Source organism: Mesorhizobium sp. LSHC420B00, from assembly GCF_000503055.1.
Lineage (GTDB): Bacteria > Pseudomonadota > Alphaproteobacteria > Rhizobiales > Rhizobiaceae > Mesorhizobium.
Map to the genome: position 1 here is coordinate 26,333 of NZ_AYVY01000035.1, position 24,414 is coordinate 50,746.

Genomic DNA, 24,414 nt, shown 5'->3' on the forward strand with positions numbered 1-24,414 from the left:
AGTCAGTGGCAGTGGTAGTCGCCTGTCTTGTGGTTCTTGTGACAACCATTGCTGTCGGTGCCGCCGCTGTGTGCATAGGCGCTGGTCGCAAAAGCCAAGGTCAAAGCCGCCAATACGGCCAGAATTGCACATTTCATTTTAGCCCTCCCTCAATTAATCTGCACCAAAGTATCTTTGCAGGAGAGGTCCAAGCAACTTGCCGGAGGCGCGCTAGATCGGGGGCCGGCGCCAAGATCGAAGAGATCACGCCGAAGGTGAAGAGCTAGCCGGTCAGCTTAGTGAAGTCGTGGCGGCGCGCGCGAACATGTGCCAGCAAATTCGTTTCATTGACGACCCCGGATTGAAAGAGAGTCAGCGTCGTCGAGGCCAGAATCTGACCGTCTATCGAGGTGCTGTACCATTTAGCGTCGGCGGTTATTTGGTCGACCACCCGCTGGCAGATCGCCCGATCTTCAGGTCTCAGGAACTGGCTTTGCGGTGCTCGTAGCATCTCGACGCCTTTAAAAGGGGAGTTACTGTGCCTCCCACGCGACACCCATGCTGGTCGCAGACAATGGACCGTAAACGCATTCAGACGGAAAATTGCCATTCATTTGAGCGGTGCAAGCAAGGTCTTAGCGCTTCGCCCTAACGGGGACGGCCCAGCGGCTTGGTTGCGGGGGGACTGGCAGCTGGAGGCCGCTGGGCCTGACCAGCGAGCCTTCGGGGGTGCTCGCCTGGCTGGCGAATACATGCGCTCAAGCTAATAGAATCGAAACATGCGAACGACGTACGTGGTGGAAATTCCGCTGTGTAGAAGCCATAAGGTGCCCCGGAATGGGTCAATGCGTCTGGCACCGCACTTGCAAGGTCAGGTATGGGGGAATGGGGCGGAGGCCCGTCGCTTCGCAAATGTAGCGGCGGGTCTTCTGCATAGAGGTCCCGTACCAGCCTGCGCGCTGCCGTCCGTCTCGCTTTCCTCATCGATCGCCCGGACCGGCAGATAGGCGTTGGTTTCCAGCACGATCTGAATGCGGTCGGATCTACTGATTTTCATTTCAGCCGCGATGGAGTTGAGAGCGTCCTCCGTTGCGGGCGCCGGAGACGTTTCTAAGCATTAATGCGGCGCGGCGCAGGATGACCTGCAGATCCGCGCGTGAGATGTCCGCGATGCGGTCGGCGGCGCTTTCAAGCTCTTCAGCGATAGATTGGCGGGGCATTCGACTAGCGCTGTTCAAGTTCGCTGACTCTAATCTCCAACGCTGCAATCTGCTGCGCCAACTCGCGGAGCAATTCCTGCTGACTATTATGGTTCTCGACCTCTCTGTCGTTAATGTAGTTGACACAGGCGGCCAAGCGCTCGCTGACGCCATTGAAATGGTCAGCTAAATCGCGCGCGATTCTGCTCGCACCTTGCATGCATGTGCTCTTGTCAAAGAGGCTGCTTCCTGCCGGAACTGCGGACAGAACCAGAATTGCCAAAGAGAATATCACCCGACTGCGCATCCCAAATCTCCCGCCTTCATTTCGCGCGAGACTTTCCCTTCCGAAAGAAAAACGCAAGCTCCGCCCGCCGGTGACCTAAGGGTTTAGTCCCGGCATTTGATGGAGAGGATCGAGCCTGAATCGTTTTGGCTCTTTTGTCCAGATTTTGCAGATGAATTCGTATGGTGTGAGTCCCTTCAGGGTCTTTAGCCTGCGTCCGAAGTTGTAGGCGCTGACGAAGTCTGCGAGATGGGCTTCGAGCTGCTGGTGACTGTCCTAGTGGAAGCGTCTGACGGTGGCTTCCTTGATGGTTCGGTTCATCCTTTCGACCAGTCCGTTGGTCCAGGGATGCTTCACCTTGGTCGTGCGATGCTCGATGCCGCTGTCCCGGCAGGTGCGCCCGAAGATGTGCTCCATGGCGGTGCGGTCCTGCTCGCGGTTTTTGAACTGGATACCGTTGTCGGTGAGGATCGTGTGGATTTTGTAGGGAACCGCCGGGGTGAGATGGCGCAGGAACTCGGCCGCGATCATTTTTGTGGCCCGCTTGTGCAGCTCGACATAGGCGAACTTGCTGGTCCGATCGATGGCCACGAAGAGGTACAGCTTGCCTTCGGCCGTCTGCACCTCGGCGATGTCGACGTGGAAATAGCCGATCGGATAGGTCTTGAACTTGATCTTGGCCGGCTTGTCGCCTTCGACTTCCGGCAGGCGACTGATCCCATGTCGCTGCAGGCAGCGATGCAGGGATGAACGCGTCAGGGTCGGAATCGTTGGCTGCAGTGCGTAGAGGCAATCATCGAGCGGCAGCAAGGTGTGCCGCCGGAAGGCGACGATCATTGCCTCTTCGTCGATCGTAAGCACCGTCGAGGAGGGGTTCCTCGGCCCCGTCGGCACATCGGCGACCGACGTCCGCCCCTTCCACTTGATGACCGTCTTCTGGTTGATCCCGTAGCGCTTCGCCAGCGCTCTCAGGCTCTCTTGACTATTTTGATTGCTCGACGGACTGCCTCTGTCGTCGTGGCGCTGCCGTGAAGAACCTGGCCCATAGTGCCTCCTTCGATTCGGAAGAAAAGAATGCACCATCAAAGCTCGGGATCAAACACTTAGGCCACCTTAAAGGCGACCACCCGCTGCCGGCCCTCTCCCGGGCTTTCAAGGGGGTGAGGCATGGTCAGCATCGTAGCTATACGCCCACTCGCATTTCCGGCAATTCCCGCTTCTTGAAATGGCAAAAGGACTTCGCTCCTTTCGACAAACCTGTGCTTCGCTACAAAGTATCGCGCATAGGCGAAGCGCGTCATGGATCGCGGTGTGCACGTTGCGGCTAGCAGCAGCGTCGCCGACCCCATCAGGGCCAGCAGCTTCAAATGGCTGCATGAACAGGCACCCAACCAATGCGCCAGAACAACGAATTGCCTCTTTCAACGGGAGCCATCCACAGAACACATCGCCAGTGAGCACGCTATAGGTCGCGGTTGCCAACGGCCTTATGGCTCGCATTGGTTGATTGGACCAGACGCCAACAGGTTGCCGGACCCTTCAAGCGCCATGCCTGATCTGACCGAACCCGCAAGTGTCAGGATGCTGTGAGCCAATCGCGGAGAGTGGTGGCACTTGCCGTAAGCTTCCTCTTCTGAATGAAGAGTACACGCTGCTGACATGACCGGCGATGCAGTGTCAGAAACCCGCAAACTCGGCTGCCTTCCTTCTGAAGGCGGCCGGCGCCTCTGGGGGCGTGGGGTAAGAACGCTTGGCGGCGCCGGCCTGGCGGGTTGGGGTCCGCCACGTGAATAGTAGCGAGCTTGGCGTTTCAGGTAATTCCGCGATCGCGGAAGACGCGTCTACGCGTCCCCATCCGTTTTCGTCGATCTCCCGCCTTGGCAGCTAGGCGTTAGTTTCCAGCCACTCGCGCAGCACGATCGTAATGAGACCCGATCCGCCGATTTCCATTTCGGCCGCTATGCACTGCAAAGCGCCGCCCCCCGCAGGGGCGCGCTTGACGATAGCAGGACGAAGTGACTGGCGTTGATTCAATAACCGCGCGGTTTGGCCTTCGGCTCTGGCGAGCTTTCCGACGGGTTTGCAGCCAATTTTGCAGATCGCCGATCTTTTACCCACAGCGACTTTCTTCTTGCCAGTAAATCGTGGCGATCGCCTTCAGCAGTCGCTCGGCTATGCGTCGCAGCAATGGCATAGTCGGCTCTGTTGGTTCGATAGTCCTCTTCTTTTTGCACAGTCATCGTTTGCTCCCAGTTCGTGGCCCCTCTTTTGCCCTACCGGGGAAATTAACTGCCGGTGCATTCCGCGAGTCAATCGATTAAATAATGCACTCTGCAGTCGCGCCTACATCTCATTGTTTTCGATGATGCCGGCTAGCCGTCGGGCAGTTTGGGCGCGGGCGAAGGGGGACGTCTTGAGCCTCGCGCAGGCCCTACCATTCTCGCGTGGAATGGCTCTGGCTCGGCTTCGCGGTGGCTGCGGCGAGCACGTCGGCCGTGTATCGTGAGGCAGTTATTGGCGATGCGGCAATGGCGAATTAGTCATGGCAATGGCTGTGACCGGAAGCGCTCGCTTATGCGCTGTGCTGGAATGCACATGAAGTATGCGCGTGCGCGCCGCTTCGTCGATCTCTCGGCCTTCGAGGAAGTCGTCGATCTGATCGTACGAGACACCATATGCATCTTCGTCCGGCCGAAGCGGAACGAGGTTCTCCAGATCGGCGGTCGGGATCTTGTCAACAAGTTCACACGGAGCGCCCAGATGCGCTGCCAAAGCGCGAACCCTGCGCTTGTTCAACCCGGAAAGCGGAAGAATGTCGGCGGCACCATCGCCGAACTTGGTGAAGAAGCCCATCAATGCCTCAGCCGCATGGTCGGTGCCGATGACCAGCCCTCGGGTGGCGCCGGCGAGCGCGAACTGGGCGATCATGCGCTGACGCGCCTTAATGTTGCCAAGCAAGAAATCCTCGCGGCCGGCATCGCCGAGCTCGACACTGGCCAGCTTGATCGAATCCAGCATCGCGTCGGCAGCCGGCTTGATGTCGACCCGGTGCACTTCATCCGCTCCTATGGTGTCCAAAGCTCGCTGGGCGTCCTTCTCGTCCGCCTGAGTGCCGTACGGGAGACGAACCGCCACGAATCTTGCCTCGTATCCCGCCTTTCGCAGTTCCTCGACGGCCTGTTGAGCCAGAAGGGCCGCGGCGAGTGAATCCACTCCGCCGCTGATCCCCAGCACATACGCACTGAGGCCCGATGCACGAAGATAGGTGACGAGAAAGTCCACGCGCCGGCGCGCTTCCAGCGCGACATCGAAACTCGGAGTGACGCCCAACCCGTCGATGATCATTTCCTGTTCCGTCATGCGCAGTGGTGCTCCTGATATCACAACATTCCGTCCAGCCGCGCGGCCAGGAGGTCGGCGGTGGTCACCGTCTCGACCTGCATGCCGTAGCGGCTCTCATAGATCGCGAGCATGGCATCGTGGGTCGAGTCAGCTCCGGAACATACCGCATCAGCCACGATGACCACCCGGTAGCCGAGATCGATCGCCCCCATCACAGTGGCGAGCACGCAAACCTCCGTCTCCGCGCCTGACACGATGAGTGAATCAATGCCCGCAGACCGCAGGCGAGCATGCAGTGACCCGTGCCAAGCGGACATGACGGGTTTGTCCTCCAGCAAAGCGGGCGGCACGAACCGCGCCAGTTCCGGAACAAGATCAATCAGCTGAGGATCGAGCCGATCGCGGGTCATCGTCCCCCACTTGTGATAGTACCGCCGCCAGGCGCCGACTGCGTCGTCGGGAGATTGAGGGGGAATAAACCGGGTGAAGATCGTCCGCGCCGGATCAAGTTCGACGAGGGCGACGACATTGGGCAATACACGCTCCATCCACGGCGTGTGCCATTCAGTCGCCTCGGCAAACATCCGTTGCATGTCGACGCAGAGGTGAACCCAGCGCTCACGAAGCGGTCCAAACCGCAGGGCTTGGTCCAATTTCGTCAAGGCCCGACCGCCTCCCTGACAATGCTCTGCGCCTCGGACTTGTCCTGATGACCCACGATCTTCGCTTCCTTGCCTTCGGCGACTTGGCAGCCGACGAAGTAGTCCTCGATATTCTTGAGCTTGTTCAGTGGCATGTAGGCGAACTCATATGGTGGATGATCCTGGTGCAGCAGGAGCGGTGCCGCCAGGCGGTTGTTGCGTTTGGCGGTTCCCCGCTCGACACATCCGCCGCGATTCCTCCGAGGACGCGGCACCGCAGCAGTGAGCCCATCGGAAGATTGGGATCCGTAAGCAGCGACATTTTTCATTGGATCACCTTCGTCAGCTTGCGTCGAACCGAGAAGCCGAACGAAAAAGGCAACGCGAAACCCAAAGTGAGCAGTTTCTTGGCTCGCAACATCCTGGTCTCAGCATCGTGGGCGTTCTGCGTCCGGCCTTCTTGGGGCGTCTCAACCGCAAAGCTGTAGCCGCCGGCCGCGTAGAGAGAGATATTGTCGATTGACTCGTTCATTTCGGGATAATCCGGTTCGACCATCCGTGTTCCTCGTGGTTCAATTGAGCTCGATCCAGGCCGGCGCATGGTCGCTTGGCTTCTCCCACCCGCGAAGCTCGACATCCACGCCGGCATTACGCAGCCGGTCGGAAAGAGAGGGGCTCACCAGGAGATGGTCCATGCGCAGCCCGGAACTCCGATCGAAGCCGCCCCGGTAGGAGAAATTCCAATAGGTGTAGATGCCCTTCTCCGGATGGGTGCGCCGGACGGCATCGATCCAGCCACCTTTGAGCATTTTGGCATATTCCTGCCGGCTCTCCGGGAAATAGACCGCATCGCCCAGCCATCGCCTCGGCACCACGGCGTCGATTGGGGTTGGAACGACATTATAGTCGCCGCAGAGAACGCTTGGTGCCCCGTCGTCGAGCAAATGCTGGCCGTAGCTGATGAGACGATCGAACCAGCGCAGCTTGTAGTCGAACTTTGGGCCAGGCGCTGGATTGCCATTGGGCAGGTAGAGGCAGCCTACGACTATCCCATCTACCTCGGCCTCGATATAGCGGCTGTGGGTATCGTCTGGATCGCCCGGTAGGCCGCGTCGAGGTTCCACCGGCTCGATTCGGCGAGCGAGGATTGCCACACCGTTATAGGATTTCTGGCCGTGCCAGATGGCGCCGTAACCCGCCTCTCTGATCGCATCGACAGGGAACTTGTCGTCCGACGTCTTCAATTCCTGCAGGCAAATGATGTCGTAGTCGGTTTCGCCCAACCACTTCAGGAGCACAGGCAGCCGGCCGTTGACGCCGTTCACATTGAAGGTGGCGATGCGGGTCATGTGCATGCCCCCTCATGAGATACTGGCGGCGACCGGCGCGCAGGGGGGCGTGGCCTATCCCGTTGCGCTGAACCCCCAGCTCTTGGTATCGCCAACTTCGCCGGCATCCTGTGCGGCCGAGGTTCACTTCTTGCCCAGCTCGTCTTCGACCTTCTTGCGACTGTTGCCGAGCGACTTCACCGCCGATTTGACGTCAGCTTTGCTGGCGCCGGTTTTGCCCGCCTCGTACTTCATTTCATGATCCTGCCCACCAGCGACCCTGGCACGGTCCTGATTGCGTCCACGTGTTGTTCCAGTGCTTGCCATTTCTTCCTCCGAGGATTGCCGTTCCAGTCCCAACAACGCAGCCGGACTCTTCCGGTTCAATCCTTCGACGCGCGGGCCATGGAACCGAATCCAGGCCAGGTTTGTTGAATCAGCCCATGTATTCGAGGCCCTCAGTCGACCAGGCGCTCACCGACGACGCCCCCGAGCTCGCCGCCAGCCTGCACGACTTGGCCGACCAGCTGCACACCCCCTGCCCGCCAGCCTGAGCGACCGCGTCGTGCGGCGCAGGCCACCGACCTCGGCCGGGTCGCCAGGGATACCTGGCACGGCGCCGCCACCGGCGACGCGACAATCCCCGCTGGCCTGGCTGGCGCCCTGGTCACCGATGCATCCGGCATCGGCGACGTGCGCGACCTGATCCACGAAGGCTGCGCCTATCTCGACGGCGCCGCCTATGACCCGGTCATCCTCGGCCTCGCCGCCGTCGGGCTCACCATCGCGGTCGTCACGGTGACCATCCTCGGCGCCACCACGCCGGCACGCGTCGGGGCCACGGTTCTCAAGGCCGCCAGCAAGGGCGGCCGGCTGTCGAAGCCGCTGCGTGGCGAATTGGTGCGGCTCGCCGGCGACGCCGTCGATGGCGAGGCGCTGCGCGCCACGGTGACTCTCGCCAGGGCCGGCGATCTCGCCNACGGTGACTCTCGCCAGGGCCGGCGATCTCGCCGCCGCCTGCGCCACGCTTAGGGGCGTGCTGCGCCCTGCCCCGTTGGCCACCCTGCGCACAGCCGCCGCCGACCTCCTCGGCATCGTCGCCAAGGCGCAAGGCTACCGCGCCACGGCGGATGTTCTGAAGCTGTGGACATCCGCGGCGGACATGGGCCGGTTCACGCGCCTGTCGGCGCGGTTCGGCAGGGGTTCCGGGGCCTCCTCGCCGTGCTCGGCGCCTCGGCGCTGACGCTCGCCGGCCTGACCGTCACGCTCACCAGTTAGCTGGCTGGCCTCGGCCGTGCTGTGGGCCCTGCTCTACTTCAGCTGGCGGCTCCTGCGCCGGCTGGGGCGGTGAGCTACCCCGTGGGGGCTGTCTGCCTGGCTGTCTGCCCCCACACCCCCGAGGATATTGTAGGACGGTTAGGATCCTGTTTTCGGAGGTGTCATGGCGCGGAGACGGGCTGGCAGGCGGGCGATCAGCTCGCCGATCGGCACGCCCGGCCGGGGGTCGCTAAGACTGGCACGCTGCATGGCCTCAAGGACGGGTGTGGGTCTCCGCATCGTCGACGCTCGAGCCGCCTTCAGCGGCCGGCACCTGACCACGCGCGCTGTCAGTCGGCTTCGCCGGCATGGAACAGGGCTGCACCAGGCGTAACCCCAAGCCCCCGCCCAGCCTGGCGAGACGCGTGACCGCCCGCCGCGCCTCGCGCTCGGCGGGTTTGTCATTTCCGCCGCGGTGCCCTTTCCGCCTTGTAAGGGGCGGTATCCAGCGACGAACATTTTCTCCACGCTGCTAAGGAGCGATATGACAATTCTTGCGGTTAACTTCCAAGCGATACCCGACTCCCCTCTCTGATCTGGGAATCACTTTACCAAATCAATGCGTTTCCACACAGGCTGGACCCAAGGCGTTCGCCATCAGTCAGCAGTAGACCTGCCCAAGCTCCGCCCGACCGAAGAATCCGTGTGTTGCGGCCGCCTTAACGCCGGATGTGAGCGCCGCATCTACCGCTCGCGACTTCGCCTACTACGCTCACTGCCGCAGGCTTTTCGACGGGCAACTCTAAGTTCGGCGAGCGTTGGCCTCCACCAGCCTCTGAAGCGTTCGGTCGGCCCGGCGGATAGCCGAGCGGGCCATGTGCTCACAAGTTCGGCCAGCGTAGCCGAACGCCACCCGCCCCAAACGAAGTCGCCGTTCGCAGGCATTGCGCGGGGGTAGAAGGCGGCTGCGTCGGATAGCTCAACCAGTTCACCGGAAATTTCAGTGAAGACGACAATCCCGTACTGCTCGGTTGCGACAGCGCGGCCCAGAGTAGGTAGATCTTGAGCTGGCAGCGGATAGCGATGGCGCCGGCGTTCAGCAGCCCGCTTTTGTGCGGCTTTATATGCTTCGGTGTTCCTGGCGGCTGCTCGTCGCCGTTTCCTCTCCTCCGGTTCGGCATGCTGCGCAGCTTTTTCGATGCTTGGCCATCGGCGCCGTAGCTCTTCATATGAGCGGAACGGAACTCTCCAAGCCCGCAACTCATCGTCCCAACTCGCCCACGGAACAGCGCGCAATTCTTCAAGCACGGTCCTCGAATAAGAGGTGCGAATGCGGAGGTCGTCCGCGATCTCCAGATACTGGCTCGATATTGGGTCGAAGGCGAAGGCATCGCGTCCCTTGCTATGTCATGGGGCGCCCGTAGCGCTGCCTCTTGCGCCAGCCAGCGGTCGATCCGCCGGGCCGCCGTCTTGCCGGGTACGAACCAGCTGCTGCGCTCGTCGCTCCATCTGGCACGCGGAAAGGTTTGCTGAAACCGCTCGATCGCCATTCGATCGAACGAAAAGCGGGCTTCGGCACCACGTGCATCCTTTTTCTGCGGCGCGGGACGAGCGTTGGATTCCGTCATTGTGCATCAACCGAGTTCGCTGCACGGAACGCAGCGCCGGCCCTAAAAGTTCACCAGCCTGACGGACTCCGCGGAATATGGCGCCTGAAGTGATCCCCGATGCTCGAGACCGGCGAAGTGAATCTTTTCCCACGCTCGGCGGTTAGGAAGAGCCGAGAGGATGACCAATGTCTAAACCAGATGGGAGAGCGGCTTGCGGCCGTGCGGCCGATAAAAGCTCGTTCGTGGCAACCGTGGTGCCGAGACGTTGGCTAGGCGGACGCAGTCACCTTTCCGGAGAGCCGGCAAGCCTACGCCGAAATGCTGGGTAACGGCTGGATTGATGCCGTCCGCCGCATCCATCCACAGAAAGGCATCTACACGTATTGGAACTTCTCCTACCGGGGCGGTTATGATCGGAGTTCCGGCCTCCGGATGGATCATCTCCTCGTGAGCCCATCACTTTCGAACAGGGTACGTGATGCCGGCGTGGACGCTGATTTGCGAGGTTGGGAAAAGCCGAGTGAGCATGCGCTCGCCTGGATAGAGCTCGACCTCTGCGGCAAATAGTTGAGTGATCCATTGTTCGGCTAGGCGTCTTCGCCGACTGCTGACAAAAATCCCTGCCGGGAATTTCGTTTCCTGCCCTTGATCCTCACGCTGCCTTTCTGACGGCCGCCCTGAACGGACGGTCGATGGTGAAGGCATCTGGACGGATGGCTGCCTCAACCTGGCTCCAGGTCACGGGATGAGCGATTGGGAAGCCAGGTCGCGCTCGTGGGGAGAAGGCGCCGACCGCCGTGTTGCCGCGCCCATTGCGGAGGTAATCAATGAAGATGCGGCCCTTTCGGGCTGCCGGTGCGGCGGAGAGCAGATAGCGATCAGGATGAGCTTCAGCGAGGCCCTTGGCGAACGACCGGGCAAGGAGCCGGGCATTGTCGTGCGTGATCTTCGTCGCACTTGGGGCCATCAGGTGAATTCCCTTGCCGCCCGTCACCTTCGGCCAGCTCTCCAGACCTTCTGGTTCCATGATGTCGCGGAGCGCTAGCGCGGTCCGGATGACCTCATCCCACTCGACCCCCTCACCCGGGTCGAGGTCCAGAACGATGCGGTCGGCATGCTCGATGTCATCAACGGTGGCATTCCAAGGATGCAGCTCTACAGCATCCATCTCGACCAGCCCTAGCAGGCCGGCAAGGTCGTCCACCCACACGCGCACACCTTCGCCACCCTCGCGCTTCTGAACGCGCAACTGATGCACTGCTGGCGGGATCTTCGGCAGCGCGCCCTTGTGGTAAAAGGTTGCGCCGAGAGCATGGCGGACCAGCTTCAGCGGTCGGTGGCCGAGATGGACGAGTGCGTGATCGGCAACCCTCTGCCAATAGCGCGCAAGCTCTTCTTTGGACGGCGAGACCGCCTCGGGCAGCAGTTGCAGGATGTTCTCGCTGGGAACGCCATATTCCCGGGCTGGCCCACGTCGCTTTGATGGCGCAGGAGGCTTGGCCGGGATCGCCACGAGGTCTTCTCGCAGACCCTTGAACACGGCTTCACGCAGCACGCCGCGATCTGTTACGCCACTGAATTGCACCTCGGCCAGCACGTCTGGTCTGACCCATGTCGCCTTCGGTTTCACAATGGGCTCTGACAGAGGCGACTTGCTGATGATCAGCGGGTCAAGCCGCTCTCGAACCAGTCGCGCAGCGCTCAAGGTGTAGCCGCTGCGAGCCTTCCCGGCATAGAGCAGTCGGTCGCCCTCGCGACGGCCTATGTAGAGCGATGCGATCCGGCGCGGGTGAGCGCCGAGCTTTTCCACGAAAGCGACAATGGGGAAGGTGTCGCTCTTGATGCACTTCACTTTGAGCCAACTCGTCTGGATACCCGAGCGGTACGTGGCATCGGTGCGCTTGGAGACAATCCCCTCCAAGCCCATTCGGCAGGCATGTTCAAACACGTCCGTGCCGCTCACCTCCAGATGCTCGGCATAGGTCAGTGTCGGCGCTGAGTTCTTAAGCAGCTTCTCTAGGGCTGCCTTGCGCCTCACCAGCGGCTGCTGTCGTAGATCGCGCCCGTTGAGGTGCAGCAGGTCGAACGCGTAGAAGATGAGCCTCGCCGAGTCTGGATTGCCCAACTCCCGTTCCAAGGCTTGGTAATCCGGCAGGCCGCTGTCGCCGAGAACGACAGCCTCCCCGTCGATGATCGCCGCCTTCACCGGCAAGCCCGCCGCTGTTTGAACAATTCGTCGGTATCGATGCGACCAGTCGTAGCCACGACGCGTGAAGGCCCGCGCTTTACCGCCCTCAATGATCAGCTCGGTGCGGTAGCCGTCGTATTTGATCTCGTGAAGCCATTCGCCGCCCTCGGGCGCATTCTCGACCAGCGTGGGCGACTGGAACTCATTGAAAGAGAGCTGGCCATCCCCAGCTTTGGAACTCATGGCACACTCCTGACCTTCCACCCAAACCTTGCGGCCAGTGAATAGGTTCCGCAACAGGGCTGGCCGGAGGAGTAAGGCCCCGAGCCGGTTTACCTGATCCTTGCTCGAACCGGGCGTGGTTGAGGGAACTCTTAGCTAAGCCGTCGCTTATGTACGAATGTCGCTCCATTGGTTCTCTCCGCCGGTCTCCGTAAGGACCACCCGTCCTGGCATTGCTTATCAGTGCAACAACGTCGAGGGAGCCGCCGAGCAACTGTTGCAGTGGACCAAGCGTGGCCCCAAGTGGCACAGCGCAGTGCAGCTCTGCATGGATGCCATGATCGATCAGGTGAAACCCGAAGTGGTCCGCAGGGCGTTCTCGAAGCGGCCAAGGAAGAGGGAAACCTAGTGCCTCCTTAGCATCTGCTACCGAAAGCCCTACTCTTGGTTGGGCACGAACCTAACAAAGAGCATCGTCGGCTCTGCAGCGAGGCGGCGGTCGTAGAACTGGCAAGCGAGGACCATTGACTTGCCGACTACCGCTGCGCCTTCAGCGATAGTCAAGCTATCCGGCATTTAAGCTGACTTGAAGGAGATTTTCTCGGGCCTTTTCACTATCGATAATTACCTCTTATCGATAGCGATCAGACCAAGGCTTGACCAATCTGCGGAATCGGCGCTATCGTGGTGCAGAACCGTGTTTGTCGTGCATGGCTGGGCTCAGCGCGACGCGAGTCGCATAGCGCGCTACAGCACAGCAAGCTCCTACGAGGACAAAACAATGACCATCACGGTGAAAATTGGCGAGGCCAAAACCCACCTTTCGGAACTGCTCGCTAAGGTCGAGGCCGGTGAGGAGGTGATCATTTCGCGCGGCAACGATCCCATTGCCAAGCTGTCCCGCCTTCCCCAAAACCAGGATCTGGGCGCCTTGATCGAAGAGGTCCGCGCCGCGCGGGCCCACGCAAAACCTGTCACCACCGAGGAAATTCTGGCCTGGAAGCATGAAGGCCACCGTTACTGATGCGTCTCGTCCTGGACGCGTCCATAGCCGCGGCCTGGCTGCTGCCGGAGGAGCACAGCGCGGTCGCCGAGACCCTGGTTGCCGGCCTGACGGGGCGATCGCCGGTGCCCCCGCTGTTCTGGCACGAGGCGCGCAGTGTCGTGCTGATGGCCGAGCGGCGTAGCCGCATCGCCGCAGGCGAAGCGGCCACCGCCATGGCACGGCTGCGCCGATTGCCGCTGGAGGACGCCGGCGGCGGGTCGGACGGCGCGGTGCTGGCGCTAGCGGCCGCGCACGGTCTCAGTGCCTATGACGCCGCCTACCTTGCGCTGGCCATCGAAACCGAGTTGCCGCTGGCGACCCTCGATCGCAAGTTCGCCGTTGCCGCGCGCGGCAAGGGAGTCCACATTTTCGGACCGCTCGCCAATGGCAACTGACCTCGTCGCTCGGCCACCTGGCAATGGTGTTCGACGCGCCGAGGCGCTCGACGCATTGGATTCGGTGCTGCCCTTCGACCGGCGCGATCTTTTGGCCGAAATCCTGACCGACGACGATGTCGCAACGCTGCGCCACCTGGCCAAAGAAGGCATCGGCGCAAACTCTCTCCGCGCGCTGGCCTCCGACCTTGGCTATCTCGAGGCATGGTCTTTTGCCGCCACCGGTTCTCCGCTGCCCTGGCCGGCGCCGGAAACGCTTTTGATCAAATTCGTCGCCCACCACCTGTGGGATTCTTCCCGGCGCGAGAGTGATCCGACCCATGGCATGCCGGCTGACATAGCGGCGTCGCTGGTAGCCCAGGGCCTGTTACGGGTGACAAAAAGACCGCATGCGCCGTCCACCGTGCGCCGGCGCCTGTCGAGCTGGTCCACCTTGACCAGATGGCGCGGACTTGTCGGAAACTTCAACGCGTCGGGGCTGCAGAGCGCCATCAGACTAGCGGTGCGCGCCGGCGCCCGGCCGCGGAACCGCAAGAGCAAGAAAGCGGTGACCGCTGACATTTTGACCGCCCTCCTGAAGGCCTGCGCCGGCGACCGCCTCGTCGACATGCGCGATCGCGCGCTGCTCATCACCGCCTTCGCCTCGGGCGGTCGCCGCCGCAGCGAGGTTTCTGACCTCCGCGTCGAACAGCTCATCGAAGAAGAGCCGGTGCCCGCGGATCCCAAGGATTCAGAGGGGCAAAAAATTCCCTGCCTAAAAATCCGGCTCGGCCGGACCAAGACGACACAGGCCGATGGCGACGCTTTCGTGCTGCTCGTCGGCCGGCCGGTGACGGTGCTGCGAGCGTGGCTCGAGCGCGCCGGCGTCACTGAAGGCGCCGTGTTTCGCGGCATCGACCGCTGGGGCAATCTCGAAGCGCGCGCCCTGACGCCGCAGGCCGTCAATCTGATCCTGAAGCGCCGCATCGCCGAGGCCGGGTTCGATCCGCAAGCCTTCTCCGCCCACGGCCTGCGCTCCGGCTATCTCACCGAAACCGCACGCCGCGGCATTCCGTTGCCCGAAGCCATGCAGCAGTCGCAGCATCGCTCTGTGCAGCAGGCCTCGAACTACTACAATGACGCGGAACGCACGCTCGGGCGGGCGGCGCGGATAATCGTCTGAGTCGCAGATCGATCCGACCCTTGCGGCGCGCCCAGAATCTCAAGAGTCGCCGCCGGCGATAGCCTGCCAAGACTGTGACTGTCACCCACGCTTGCCCTGGGCACCCGTAATGGAAATGATCGCGGGCGCTACCGTGACGAACAGGATATAAGGCTCTCTGGCAGCAAGCTGGTTGAGGAGCGCCCCACCGTCATGAAGCCAATGAACGAAGAGCACCTCGCGGTCCTACGCAGGCACATGGTCGAGATGATTGCAATCCATACCGACCTTGCAAGCGAAGAACTCGGCAAGGCGGCGCTCGATGAGCAGGTGATGGCAGCGATGCGGCGAGTGCCGCGGCATCTCTTCGTGCCAGCCTCGGTTGCACCTTATGCCTACCAGGACATGCCGCTGCCGATCGGCTTCGATAAAACCGTCTCGCAGCCTTTCATCGTCGCTCTCATGACCGATCTCCTCGCGCTGCAACGGCACGAGGCGGTGCTCGAGATCGGCACCGGCCTGGGCTATCAAACCGCAATTCTCGCGGAGCTCGCCGGGCAAGTTTGGAGCGTCGAAATCATCGAGGAATTCGCAAGCCATGCCGAGGCTCTGCTGCAGGGCCTCGGCTTATCCAATGTCGGCATTCGTGTCGGAGACGGGTCGCGCGGCTGGCCTGAGCACGCCCCATTCGACAAGATCCTGGTCACCGTGGCGGCTGGGCGGGCGCCGCCGGCCTTGCTTGAGCAGCTCAAGCCGGGGGGACGCCTGGTTCTGCCTGTGGGACCTGAAGATGTGCAGTTGCTGACGGTCATCGACAAGGATTCGGCAGGGCAACTGAAGACTCGCAAACTCATCCCGGTTCGGTTCAGCCGGCTCGAAACGGTCTAATGAGGTGCGACAACTGGCGCGACCGCGCGTTTCCGACCGTCAATCAGATGCCAGCCTTCCGCGTTTCTTCGCCCCCCGCTCATCGAACCGGACCTGCAGATCTCCCGCATCCGGCTCTCGGACAAGTACTCACGCCTTCAGCCACGACACGCCACGTCCAAGTCGGGTCAGACGTACGAGCCCGAAGTGCTCGTAAAGATGCGAGTCTGGATAGGCTCCGCCCTTGCTTCGTGCAGGCTAGCTGCTGCTGAGCAATGATCTCACCACACTTCTGCAGGGCTTGGCGTAGATCGTCTCGCCGAAGCCGGAAGACTTCTGATGCTTGCAACCCCTTGATCTAAACGCAGTCTACCTCATTCGAACAGACGAGGACAGTAGGCCATGCTGCCTCTACCGTGGGTGGTCCTTCTGTCAAACTCGTGCGGGAGAAATTATTGTAGATTGTGCGGGAATTGAAGCAACATGCAGACACTGTTGCAGTTCATACGCTCGTATCCCGTGGGGGGGACATTGTCGAACAACGATTGGGGGAACAACGATTTTCTCGGTGTTACCGCAAAAATTTACAAACCCCATTCCGTGATATGCCGCCAGGATGACCACAACGATGGGATATTCATCGTAAAATCGGGTTGGGCCCTCCTTTATCGCGGACTACTGGACGGAGAACGGCTGATCATCGACACTCCTCTGCGGGGGGACATTGTCGGTTTCCGTTCCGTGGACGGACCCTGTTTAGCGTCCCTCGCGTCCATAACCGAACTTGCTGTTTATGAAATTTCCAGCAAGGAACTGACAGAGGCCATTTTGTCGGAAGGCAGCCTCGGGAAGAAGATCGCCTGCTCCCTGGCCCGACTGAACGCCATCCTTGCCGAACATCTCATGAATGCCGGGCGGCGGAACGCGATGAGCCGCACCGCCCATTTCCTGCTCGAGTTGGAGGAGAGGCTCTCGATCGTTGGCCTGTCGGCCGATGGAAGATATGATTGTCCCCTTACCCAGCATGAATTGGCCGACATCCTCGGAATGACCACCGTTCACCTCAACCGAACGTTGAGGGAACTACGCAAGGCTGATCTCGTCGCTTTTAAGGCAGGGCATGTAGAGGTGATCAACCGCAAGAAGCTGGTCAAAACAGCCGGATTTGACAGCGAGTACCTCAGGTAAGGTTATTCCCTCTAGCTCGGGTGCAACTGTCTCTAGCGGGTCGTTCGCGTCGCCCCTGCGGCGCGGTGCTGGGCGGCAGCGCCCATCAGCAAATTTCTGTTGGAAGACGACAGCCCGCCGTCGCTGGAGCAGTTCCAGACGATGTTTCCGGCCGACTGGTAGTGCGCGGCTTACCTGGCGGGGTCGCAGTATATCTTGACGATGGCAGCCGCAAAGGCCCGATTATGACCGACGGCAACCATGGCCTGTCACATGAGGAGACCGTGCTGCCGAACTACGTGCAAGCTGCCCATACACTACGGCAGATACCGACGGGTGTTCTCGGACCTCCGCTGGGGCACCGATGCCTCGAGCTGCGTCCTGATCATGCCAATATCCACCTTCAAGAATTCTCGTCTACAATCGCGATGAACTACCGATCCCCCCTCGAATGGCTGCTGGGGCTGGGGTCGGCTAAGCGGTCCCATTCCTGAGAGTGTCATCATCGCCAACCCAGTTAATCAGCCTCGTAGACGTATCCCACTGCTTGGCATTCCTTGAGCGGTCGGAAATCGTTTCAACGGTTGGCGCATGGCCAAAGAGATTGAATCTCGCCGTTCCCGCGCGTCACGATCGAACTCGCGGGACCTTCAAGGCAGGGTGACGCAGTCTCGACACGTGCCCTCTCAGGCGAGACCGTCGACGAGGAATCTACCAAAAATTAACTTATGTTAGAGAACGCTTATGAATAGAGGATACGCTGCACAAGCTGTTCTCGCTAGGAGCGAAGAACTGCTGAAGACTCCCGAGCTGGGGTGGGCCTCACGCTTCACGAGGCTGGGTATTGATACACAGGTATTGATACACAAGGGCATTCAAACATGGGGCTGGGTATTCAAACTTTCAGATTGCGAGAGAATGGGCCGTTTTGGCAGCCGCAAAGCGGCTTGTGTGCGAAAGATCGGGGATTGATATGGGTTCCACAGCAGGACAGCACCATTACACTTCGGCCAATCGGTCAGGAGTCCCGTCCAGCGGAACGGAAAGCGTCCACGGCCAAGCAGGCAGGGGATGCCTCCTTATCCTGGACGGAAGGGCCCTGGACCGCGAGTGTCTCGCATCGGCCCTCGCGGACCACGAACTCGGCATGGAAATCGCCGCCATGGGTTCGATCGATCAATGGCGCGTGAAGAAGGGCTCGGCCCCTTCCCTTGCAGCCATTCTCTTCAACCTTGGCGGCCGGAAGGTCACCGATCATGGCATCGCAGATGAGATTAAGCATATATCGTCCGAATTCAAATCGGTCCCGGTGGTTATCCTGGCCGACACCGAAGATCTTGCACACATACTGACCGCTCTCGAATGCGGCGCACGCGGCTACATTCCGACCTCGGTCGGAATCGATGTCTGTGTAGAGGCTATCAACCTTGCGGCAGCGGGAGGCATCTTCGTCCCGGCGAGCAGTGTCCTTTGCATGCGCCACCTGATAGGTTCAGACAGCCGCGACACGCAGCCTTTGAAAGGCATGTTCACGCTCAGGCAGGCCGAGGTCGCCCAAGCGCTCCGGCGCGGAAAGGCGAACAAGATCATCGCTTACGAACTGAACCTGCGCGAAAGCACCGTGAAGGTCCACATCCGAAATATCATGAAGAAGTTGAAGGCGACCAATCGCACGGAAGTCGCCTACAAGGTCAACGATCTCTTCGCGGAAGGAACTCTTGCTGAAGCGTATCCCAAGCAATAAGACTGCCCGCCTCCGGTGAATCCTGGCGGGCCCGTGTTTGTGAAAGTCGGGGGATCTCCGTTGCAGTGAATGGCATCCGGGAGCCGCCCGAGACACAGCGGCCCCTGCCCGGGTGCGGTTGGTTGCCCCGAGCCTCCTGATAGTATGCTGTAGGGGGATTTGGCGGGGTGCTCCGAAACGCGCGGCTTCGTTACGATGATCTTGTTCTGCAGTCCTCTGGAAAGCTGTTCCAAGGGCGCGGTGTCACAGGCAGTGGTCCGCCTCCTCGGGCTTCCACCACAAGGGCTAACCGAGACCTTATAGAGAACGCGTAAATCCTCAGCCGAGCATGTAGACCTTGCTGCCGGAATGGAGGTCCGCATGTCTGAGCAAAGCCTTCGTTTTCGCAAATCCGTCCCTGCACGAACGCGGCCGTGAACTGATCCCGGGCGGCAGCCACACGTCGGCGAAAGGCGAGGACCAGTATCCCGTCCTCGCGCCGGGCTTCCTCGAGCCCGTTGGGGTGCAACAGTACGTCGAATACGAGATGCCGCAGAAGCTCTCCACGCTCGACCCCACCGGCAAGCCGGCGCAGACATACCGTCCCCTGTTCCCTGCAAGACATTCAGGCGTGGAGTGCCCATGCCGTCTCTCGTCGTGGCTACACCCGCGACGAGGCGGCTGTCATGAAGACGATAGAGCGCCGACGGTGCACTGGCGGTGATGGGCACGACCTCACTTCGGTTGCGGACCAATAAGATGACGGCCGTCTGACAAACGGGTGTAGGTCCCGCCGGTGAGGGTATGCATCAGACACCGGGCCGAAAGGCTTCGCTGGGACCTGCATCGGCACGCAAAGCCAAAAAGTTCGCGCCGACAGGAGACTGGCCTCGCGGTCGACGGCTTGAAATGCACTTCCGCCAGGTCGGAAGCTGACAGCAAATCGGGTTAACTTCCTGCCACTGAATCCGCCGATCCATCTGCAGTGTCGGGGAAAGTGTGTCTGGCCACCCATCTTATGGCTTCTTCGATCGTATCGAAATTCTTGTGCTGCCCGCTTAGCAGCCCGAACCCTGTCTCGAGGAACCATTTGCCCTTCGTGGAGTAGGCTTCCTCGTCGATCTGAGTAAGGACCGCGACGAGTTGGTCCCATTTCCACACCAGAACGCCGGATTCTCCACCCTCGACCGTTCCGATCCGGGCTTTCTTGAACGAAAATCCAGGAGCAATGTTTTCTTTGCCCACTTTGATGAATCCCTCAACTTCAAAATGGATAGTAAAAACGGTCGGCTCGAAAGGCTAGTTCTGTACTGTCTTTCCTTGTAGATGTCTTTGTGCCGAACCGCTGTAGACGAATTAGTTAGCACATCGCCCGGTGAGTTCAAGTCCCACTCGATTTTTCGATGGTCTCCCGGTGAGTTTTTTCCGAGAGAATGTGTGAAACTGCTTCGGACCGTGAAAGCCTCGGCGAAATGCTCGGTGCCTGGCATTCCATGTCACGCAACCTCGCAAGCCCAGCGAGTGTCTCGCGGTCGAACCAGTCCTTGGAGCGCTGCGTTCCGAAGTGCTTGTCGAGGAACTCGATCTTGCGTTCCAGCACGTCGGCCGCGAGCGGCACGTAAGGCATTGGGCTGGCAAAGGTCGCCGTCCCATTTCGGGATCGTATTCGAGCACCAGATGATCGCGGAAGACGTTCCAGGTCAGTTGGTTGACCTCCCGGTGGTCCTGATGGACGTCGAACCTGGCCGGGTCAACACCACGTCGCGTGCGGCAGCACAATGCAGGTATCAGCAGCCCGAAGGACGATACGTCAAGACGGGGTGGCGGTCACACCGGATGAATGGTCTTGAGAAGGTGATACTCCTTTTGTGCTTCAAGTAGCTCTTGCGGATGGTGAGAAGGCTGAGTTGCCGTCCTTTCGGTCCCCGACGGGCCATTGCCGGACGCTGGAGTAAGCATGCCATGGTTCATCGCCCAAACTGCAGCCTGTGTACGGTTGCGGACCCGAATCTTTCGAAGGATGGCCTTGACGTGTACCTTCACTGTAGCTTCGGCAATGTTAATTTCGCGCGCGATAGCTTTGTTAGACTCCCCTTCGATTAGGCGACGTAGAATGCAGTTTTCCCGATTTGACAAAATTGATAGTTCTTGATCATCATGCTCCACTTTAACAACCACCTTTGCTAACTCATCAGCTACCACGTCATGTTTTAGACCATGCCTTATATCTTGAATAAACGTCGAAGTTTCCGCAGGTAACACCGTTTGCCCAAGCATAACCAATTCGAGAGCTTTGATGAAGGTATCGTAAGCATCGATCTTTGTCAGATACCCGTCAGCCCCCGCACGAAAAGCTGAGACTATGTCGGCCGTGCGACAGTGATTAGCTAGCGCAACGACATGGCTGGCTGGGTAAATCGCCTTAAACTCAACAATTTGCGCGAATTCAGCTTCCGCATCAGCACCGCCGATATCTATGATTAGCAAGATCGACCGGTGACGCGGCAGCGGCTTCTGCAAAAGATCGTTAACAGAAGCCGAAGAGAAAAGAATACAAAAATCTTCTTCATTCAGGATTCGACTTAGACCTTCTCGAAGTAACTCGCTCGGTCCGACAAGCACGGTTATGAAAGATTGCCTTGTCATCATCGCTTCTCACCCGGCGTGATTGGGATACACGCGTCGATTAGGCGCTCCAACCGCACAGTTTCTTTTAACTTTACGCCAGGAAAACCGTACACCAAAATACCCTCTTTAGGCGTAGGGCAGCATCATCGAGGCGTATCCCGGATCTTCAGCCTGGGGCTTTTTGGTCAAGAACCCGAGCTCGTGGTTTCACCGACTCAGCCCATCGTGGCAAAGGATTGCGCGGCCGCGAGGATTACCGGGGCTTGGTTTCCGGCGGGCCGATGAAAGGAAAACATGGGACGGCCCGTCCGCTATGGTTACCTCGATATGATTGCCAAGATTGACGGCTTGATCGATTCTCGCCTTAATTCATCTGACGCGTCAAGCTGTGCATCAGGTCATCCACGTAGCAGGGCGCAGAACCACGGCGCCGGGGGAGCGCGGCGGCAGGAGCGTCAGGGTGATGTTGTCCGGCACCTTGAGTTTCGGCGTCACATGCCATCCGGCCTGATCAAGAGGAGCACCGCATGCGCGCCGTCGTCGACGCTCCGGCTGATCTCGGCGAGGTGCTCCCGCATCGCCTCGGTATCACAATAGGGCAAAGGCCCGCGCCCTTCCCTTCCGGGGGCAGATGGCCCCGCAGGTCGAACCAGTAGGGGAGTTTCACACAGTAGCTTTTTTGCCAGTTGCTGCGAGTCCAGCAAGGCTCGGCAGGCGTTTCCAGTTCGGCGATGTCGCGAAGGCGCTCTCACCATATTGCGCTGCAAGCTGCCCCCGCCGCGTGACGAATGCGGGAAGCCGTTGCAGTTGCTCACGCCGATGGCAGCGTGCAGGTCGGTCAGGCGGTAATTGTAGCCGAATTCAGGATAGCCCTCGTAGATCACCTGATTCGAGCCGTGCCTGACCGCATCGGTAACGCTCATGCTGTGTTGGCCGACGAGCATGCATGACCTTGCCTCCTGCTCCTCGGGGGTAAGTTCACGCGTGATCCGAGATACTAGACGACGTTTGCAATTCGACGTAGGCACAAGCTTGAACGCAGCGCCAATCGCCCGGGAGAGTCTCAGTATAGCCTTATCCACGCCGTATTATGGTCATGAAGGTTAACATTATATGTCCAGATGCGAATTTCTGGTTGTATTGGCAGAATTTCGGATAGATTGTCGATGAGCGTCCTGAGAGATACTTATGATGATTAAATCTAACTGGAGAAACACATGAGATCGATGAATTCCGACAAGGAAATACTGTTGACACACTCGGAATGGTTGAACAACTCACGCGCGACGACGGAGGCCGCCGAGTGACGACCGAGGCTCCCATTTCCACCGCTTCCGCATCGACGGCAACCACGCAGCCGGCGCAGGGTCTTACCTATACCACCACACCGATCCAATCGGAGTACGACGGCCAGGTGATTGAAAATCTTGACATCTACGTCACCAACGGGGACGCGGTCACGATTACGCACGACAATGTCATCCTGCGCAATTGTCTTATTCATCACGTCGAGGGCGACGGGGTGATGGTATCGGGCGCAAACGGTGTCACGATCGAGAACACCGAGATCATCAACGCCGCCCCCCCGGCGGGAATCGACCCCGAGACGAGCCCAGACATCAACAACATCAAGGCAGAAAACGCTTCGAACCTGACCGTTCATAACACGACGGTGCGGGAAGGCTCGACTGGCATCTATCTCGTGAACTCGCCCGGCGCGAGTCTTTCACACGTCGATGGCTACGACTTCCATGGCCCAATGCCGCGCGGTCAGTTCGTCCAGTTCAACAACTCGGGCAATAGTTCGCTAACCGACTTCTATGCCGTCAACGACGCCGGCAGTTCGCATCCTGAGGACATCGTCTCGGTATACGGCAGCCCGAATACGACGATCTCAAATGGGGTGATCGACGGTAACAACTCTCAGACCGGCGTGGCCGTCATGTTCGAGAACGGATCGACCGGCGGGAGGGTGGATCACGTTGACGCCATCCATCAGGGCAATGGCGCGTTCTCTTCCTACGCGAGCGATGTGACCTTCGATCACACGAGGTCGTTCGACGGTATCGATGAGGATCAAGGCCGCGGGGTTCCCTCGTCGAATGGACTGATCTGGAATGTAAGCTCCGGTGGGGTCAGCATCCTGAACTCGACCTACACCAACCCTGGCAATCCCAACAACATCATTTGGGACGCGTCAAAGGCGGTCGTGGCCGACGTGCACGAGGATCCCACGGCCACCCCAGTGGCACACGTCGATAACCAGTTCACCTGGGACTACGCAGCGGATAGCTCGACCGACACTGTCACGGACGCGAGCGTCACTCCCCCAACCACTAGCACGACGGAGACCGGGTCTGGGACCGGGACTGTCGCTCCTTCCGGCAGCACCAGCGATGGCACGTTGTACGGCACCAGCGGCACCGATATACTCCACGGAACCAGCGGCCACACCATGATCGGCTATGGCGGCAACGACACCTACTATGTCGACAATGCCAACGAGAAGGTCGTTGAGGCAGTGGGCGGCGGCAACGACAGTGTGATCGCCTCGGTGAGCTATGCGCTTTCGGCCAGCTCGGAGATCGAGCATCTGGCCACCAACAACCCGTCCGGCACGAAGGCGATTTCCCTCACCGGCAACGAGTTCGCCCAGACCATCCAGGGCAATGCCGGCAACAATGTCATCAATGGCGGGCTCGGCCCCGACGTCTTGACCGGTTACGGAGGCCACGATGCCTTCTCGTTCAATACTGCTCTTGGAGCCGGCAATGTCGATAAGATCACCGACTTCAAACGCTCCCAGGACACGTTCCATCTCAGCGATACCGTTTTTACCGGGCTTCAGCCGGGAGGGCTTCCATCCAAAGCTTTCTTTGTTGGTACAGCCGCGCATGACAGTTCCGATCATATCATCTACGACAGTGCAACCGGGGCGCTCTCTTTCGACAGCGACGGAGCCGGCGGCGCATCTCAAACCCAGTTCGCCACCCTTTCCCCACATCTCTCGCTCGCCGCAGCCTCATTTTATGTGACCTGAAGGAACGCGGGGCTGCCGTGGCCAGATAAGGACTGGATAAACAGCACCTCAAAGCCATGATCCCGAACCGAAGTCAGCTTACCAAAGGCGGGAGTCCGGTTTTCGGAGAAGATCACGCTCAATGGAGTTCCATCCCGATGTCATCGGGATGGAACGGACTCGACTTGTGAGTTTTCCGTAGTTGTCCATGCGGACCGAACCGAGGAGACTGGAGTTACCAAGCTTGCTCTCACCGGAGGGTACTAAATGAACATCCACAAGAATGCCCGTCTGACGCCGTGGCGTCGAGAGGAACTGGCTCTTTCGGTCATCGAGCGACGTCTTTCCTAAGCCTTGCGGCGCAGGCCTATGCTGTG

At 59.9% G+C, this 24,414-nt stretch carries 23 protein-coding genes and 6 pseudogenes; 9 read left to right on the top strand and 20 right to left on the bottom strand.

Going from position 1 to position 24,414, the window contains the following annotated elements; translation table 11 throughout:
• Positions 1 to 2 precede the first annotated feature (2 nt).
• The 13 genes and pseudogenes from X760_RS76755 to X760_RS76765 form a co-directional block, all read right to left on the bottom strand.
• Positions 3 to 137 (bottom strand): YHYH domain-containing protein, encoded by a 135-nt coding sequence (locus X760_RS76755; RefSeq protein WP_156948257.1) that lies wholly within the window; start codon positions 135 to 137, stop codon positions 3 to 5.
• Between the two features lie 125 nt (positions 138 to 262).
• Complete coding sequence (locus X760_RS69005) at positions 263 to 490, bottom strand: hypothetical protein (protein ID WP_023722175.1); 228 nt, start codon at positions 488 to 490, stop codon at positions 263 to 265.
• Between the two features lie 444 nt (positions 491 to 934).
• Positions 935 to 1,199 (bottom strand): annotated as a pseudogene (locus tag X760_RS78375) (hypothetical protein); the annotation flags it as partial.
• 4 nt (positions 1,200 to 1,203) lie between these two features.
• Positions 1,204 to 1,485 (bottom strand): hypothetical protein, encoded by a 282-nt coding sequence (locus X760_RS69015; RefSeq protein ID WP_023722176.1) that lies wholly within the window; start codon positions 1,483 to 1,485, stop codon positions 1,204 to 1,206.
• Positions 1,486 to 1,560: 75 nt separating this feature from the next.
• Positions 1,561 to 2,510: pseudogene (locus tag X760_RS69020) on the bottom strand (IS481 family transposase).
• 984 nt (positions 2,511 to 3,494) lie between these two features.
• On the bottom strand, positions 3,495 to 3,704 hold the full coding sequence (locus tag X760_RS75535; protein ID WP_084643038.1) for a hypothetical protein: 210 nt from the start codon (positions 3,702 to 3,704) through the stop codon (positions 3,495 to 3,497).
• A 271-nt stretch (positions 3,705 to 3,975) separates the two neighbouring features.
• Positions 3,976 to 4,824 (bottom strand): ammonia-dependent NAD(+) synthetase, encoded by an 849-nt coding sequence (nadE, locus tag X760_RS69030; RefSeq protein WP_023722179.1) that lies wholly within the window; start codon positions 4,822 to 4,824, stop codon positions 3,976 to 3,978.
• A 20-nt stretch (positions 4,825 to 4,844) separates the two neighbouring features.
• Complete coding sequence (locus X760_RS69035; protein WP_023722180.1) at positions 4,845 to 5,468, bottom strand: isochorismatase family cysteine hydrolase; 624 nt, start codon at positions 5,466 to 5,468, stop codon at positions 4,845 to 4,847.
• Positions 5,465 to 5,776 (bottom strand): hypothetical protein, encoded by a 312-nt coding sequence (locus tag X760_RS69040; protein WP_023722181.1) that lies wholly within the window; start codon positions 5,774 to 5,776, stop codon positions 5,465 to 5,467. Before X760_RS69040 ends, X760_RS69035 begins: the two co-directional genes overlap by 4 nt.
• Positions 5,773 to 6,003, bottom strand: a complete 231-nt coding sequence (locus X760_RS69045; protein WP_023722182.1) for a hypothetical protein — start codon at positions 6,001 to 6,003, stop codon at positions 5,773 to 5,775. Before X760_RS69045 ends, X760_RS69040 begins: the two co-directional genes overlap by 4 nt.
• Before the next feature lie 16 nt (positions 6,004 to 6,019).
• Positions 6,020 to 6,796: an exodeoxyribonuclease III gene (xth, locus tag X760_RS69050; RefSeq protein ID WP_031195004.1), complete on the bottom strand. Its 777-nt coding sequence runs from the start codon at positions 6,794 to 6,796 to the stop codon at positions 6,020 to 6,022.
• A gap of 123 nt (positions 6,797 to 6,919) precedes the next feature.
• On the bottom strand, positions 6,920 to 7,102 hold the full coding sequence (locus tag X760_RS0139715; protein ID WP_031195005.1) for a DUF3606 domain-containing protein: 183 nt from the start codon (positions 7,100 to 7,102) through the stop codon (positions 6,920 to 6,922).
• Positions 7,103 to 7,233: 131 nt separating this feature from the next.
• Complete coding sequence (locus X760_RS76765; RefSeq protein WP_156948261.1) at positions 7,234 to 7,446, bottom strand: hypothetical protein; 213 nt, start codon at positions 7,444 to 7,446, stop codon at positions 7,234 to 7,236.
• A gap of 311 nt (positions 7,447 to 7,757) precedes the next feature.
• Here X760_RS76765 and X760_RS69060 point away from each other — a divergent pair, with 311 nt between their 5' ends.
• Positions 7,758 to 8,018 carry a hypothetical protein gene (locus X760_RS69060; RefSeq protein ID WP_156948263.1) on the top strand — a complete coding sequence of 87 codons (261 nt, stop codon included), beginning with the start codon at positions 7,758 to 7,760 and terminating at the stop codon, positions 8,016 to 8,018.
• Positions 8,019 to 8,776: 758 nt separating this feature from the next.
• Here X760_RS69060 and X760_RS75540 read toward each other — a convergent pair.
• Both X760_RS75540 and ligD read right to left on the bottom strand, forming a co-directional pair.
• Positions 8,777 to 9,660, bottom strand: a pseudogene (locus X760_RS75540) (hypothetical protein).
• 634 nt (positions 9,661 to 10,294) lie between these two features.
• Positions 10,295 to 12,073: a DNA ligase D gene (ligD, locus tag X760_RS69075; RefSeq protein ID WP_023722190.1), complete on the bottom strand. Its 1,779-nt coding sequence runs from the start codon at positions 12,071 to 12,073 to the stop codon at positions 10,295 to 10,297.
• Between the two features lie 157 nt (positions 12,074 to 12,230).
• Here ligD and X760_RS69080 point away from each other — a divergent pair, with 157 nt between their 5' ends.
• The 7 genes from X760_RS69080 to X760_RS0139725 all read left to right on the top strand — a co-directional run bounded on the left by X760_RS69080 (position 12,231) and on the right by X760_RS0139725 (position 18,411).
• A complete protein-coding gene (locus tag X760_RS69080) occupies positions 12,231 to 12,461 on the top strand; it encodes a DUF982 domain-containing protein (RefSeq protein ID WP_023722191.1) in 231 nt (76 codons plus the stop codon).
• A 372-nt stretch (positions 12,462 to 12,833) separates the two neighbouring features.
• Positions 12,834 to 13,076, top strand: coding sequence for a type II toxin-antitoxin system prevent-host-death family antitoxin (locus X760_RS0139720; protein WP_031195006.1), 243 nt, complete (start codon positions 12,834 to 12,836; stop codon positions 13,074 to 13,076).
• Entirely contained in the window at positions 13,076 to 13,492 is a 417-nt protein-coding gene (locus X760_RS69085) for a type II toxin-antitoxin system VapC family toxin (RefSeq protein ID WP_023722194.1), read from the top strand. Before X760_RS0139720 ends, X760_RS69085 begins: the two co-directional genes overlap by 1 nt.
• Positions 13,482 to 14,654: a site-specific integrase gene (locus tag X760_RS69090; RefSeq protein WP_023722195.1), complete on the top strand. Its 1,173-nt coding sequence runs from the start codon at positions 13,482 to 13,484 to the stop codon at positions 14,652 to 14,654. The genes X760_RS69085 and X760_RS69090 overlap by 11 nt, the downstream gene beginning before the upstream one ends.
• Before the next feature lie 192 nt (positions 14,655 to 14,846).
• Positions 14,847 to 15,521: a protein-L-isoaspartate(D-aspartate) O-methyltransferase gene (locus X760_RS69095; RefSeq protein ID WP_031195007.1), complete on the top strand. Its 675-nt coding sequence runs from the start codon at positions 14,847 to 14,849 to the stop codon at positions 15,519 to 15,521.
• A gap of 462 nt (positions 15,522 to 15,983) precedes the next feature.
• Positions 15,984 to 16,688 (top strand): Crp/Fnr family transcriptional regulator, encoded by a 705-nt coding sequence (locus X760_RS69100; RefSeq protein ID WP_023722198.1) that lies wholly within the window; start codon positions 15,984 to 15,986, stop codon positions 16,686 to 16,688.
• 1,060 nt (positions 16,689 to 17,748) lie between these two features.
• The gene (locus X760_RS0139725; RefSeq protein WP_245278738.1) at positions 17,749 to 18,411 is read left to right on the top strand and encodes a response regulator transcription factor; all 663 of its coding nucleotides are present in this window, start codon (positions 17,749 to 17,751) and stop codon (positions 18,409 to 18,411) included.
• A 927-nt stretch (positions 18,412 to 19,338) separates the two neighbouring features.
• On the opposite strand, the gene X760_RS77460 is transcribed toward X760_RS0139725, so the two are convergent.
• The 5 genes and pseudogenes from X760_RS77460 to X760_RS76770 form a co-directional block, all read right to left on the bottom strand.
• Entirely contained in the window at positions 19,339 to 19,635 is a 297-nt protein-coding gene (locus X760_RS77460; RefSeq protein WP_023722200.1) for a hypothetical protein, read from the bottom strand.
• 232 nt (positions 19,636 to 19,867) lie between these two features.
• Positions 19,868 to 20,127: pseudogene (locus X760_RS69110) on the bottom strand (PIG-L family deacetylase); the annotation flags it as partial.
• Positions 20,128 to 20,217: 90 nt separating this feature from the next.
• Entirely contained in the window at positions 20,218 to 21,039 is an 822-nt protein-coding gene (locus X760_RS69115; protein WP_023722202.1) for a response regulator transcription factor, read from the bottom strand.
• 411 nt (positions 21,040 to 21,450) lie between these two features.
• Positions 21,451 to 21,620: pseudogene (locus tag X760_RS78380) on the bottom strand (IS630 family transposase); the annotation flags it as partial.
• Positions 21,621 to 21,673: 53 nt separating this feature from the next.
• Positions 21,674 to 21,950: pseudogene (locus tag X760_RS76770) on the bottom strand (DegT/DnrJ/EryC1/StrS family aminotransferase); the annotation flags it as partial.
• Between the two features lie 332 nt (positions 21,951 to 22,282).
• On the opposite strand from X760_RS76770, the gene X760_RS73920 reads away from it, so the two are divergent.
• Positions 22,283 to 24,058 carry a right-handed parallel beta-helix repeat-containing protein gene (locus tag X760_RS73920; RefSeq protein ID WP_023722204.1) on the top strand — a complete coding sequence of 592 codons (1,776 nt, stop codon included), beginning with the start codon at positions 22,283 to 22,285 and terminating at the stop codon, positions 24,056 to 24,058.
• The last annotated feature ends 356 nt before the right edge of the window (positions 24,059 to 24,414 follow it).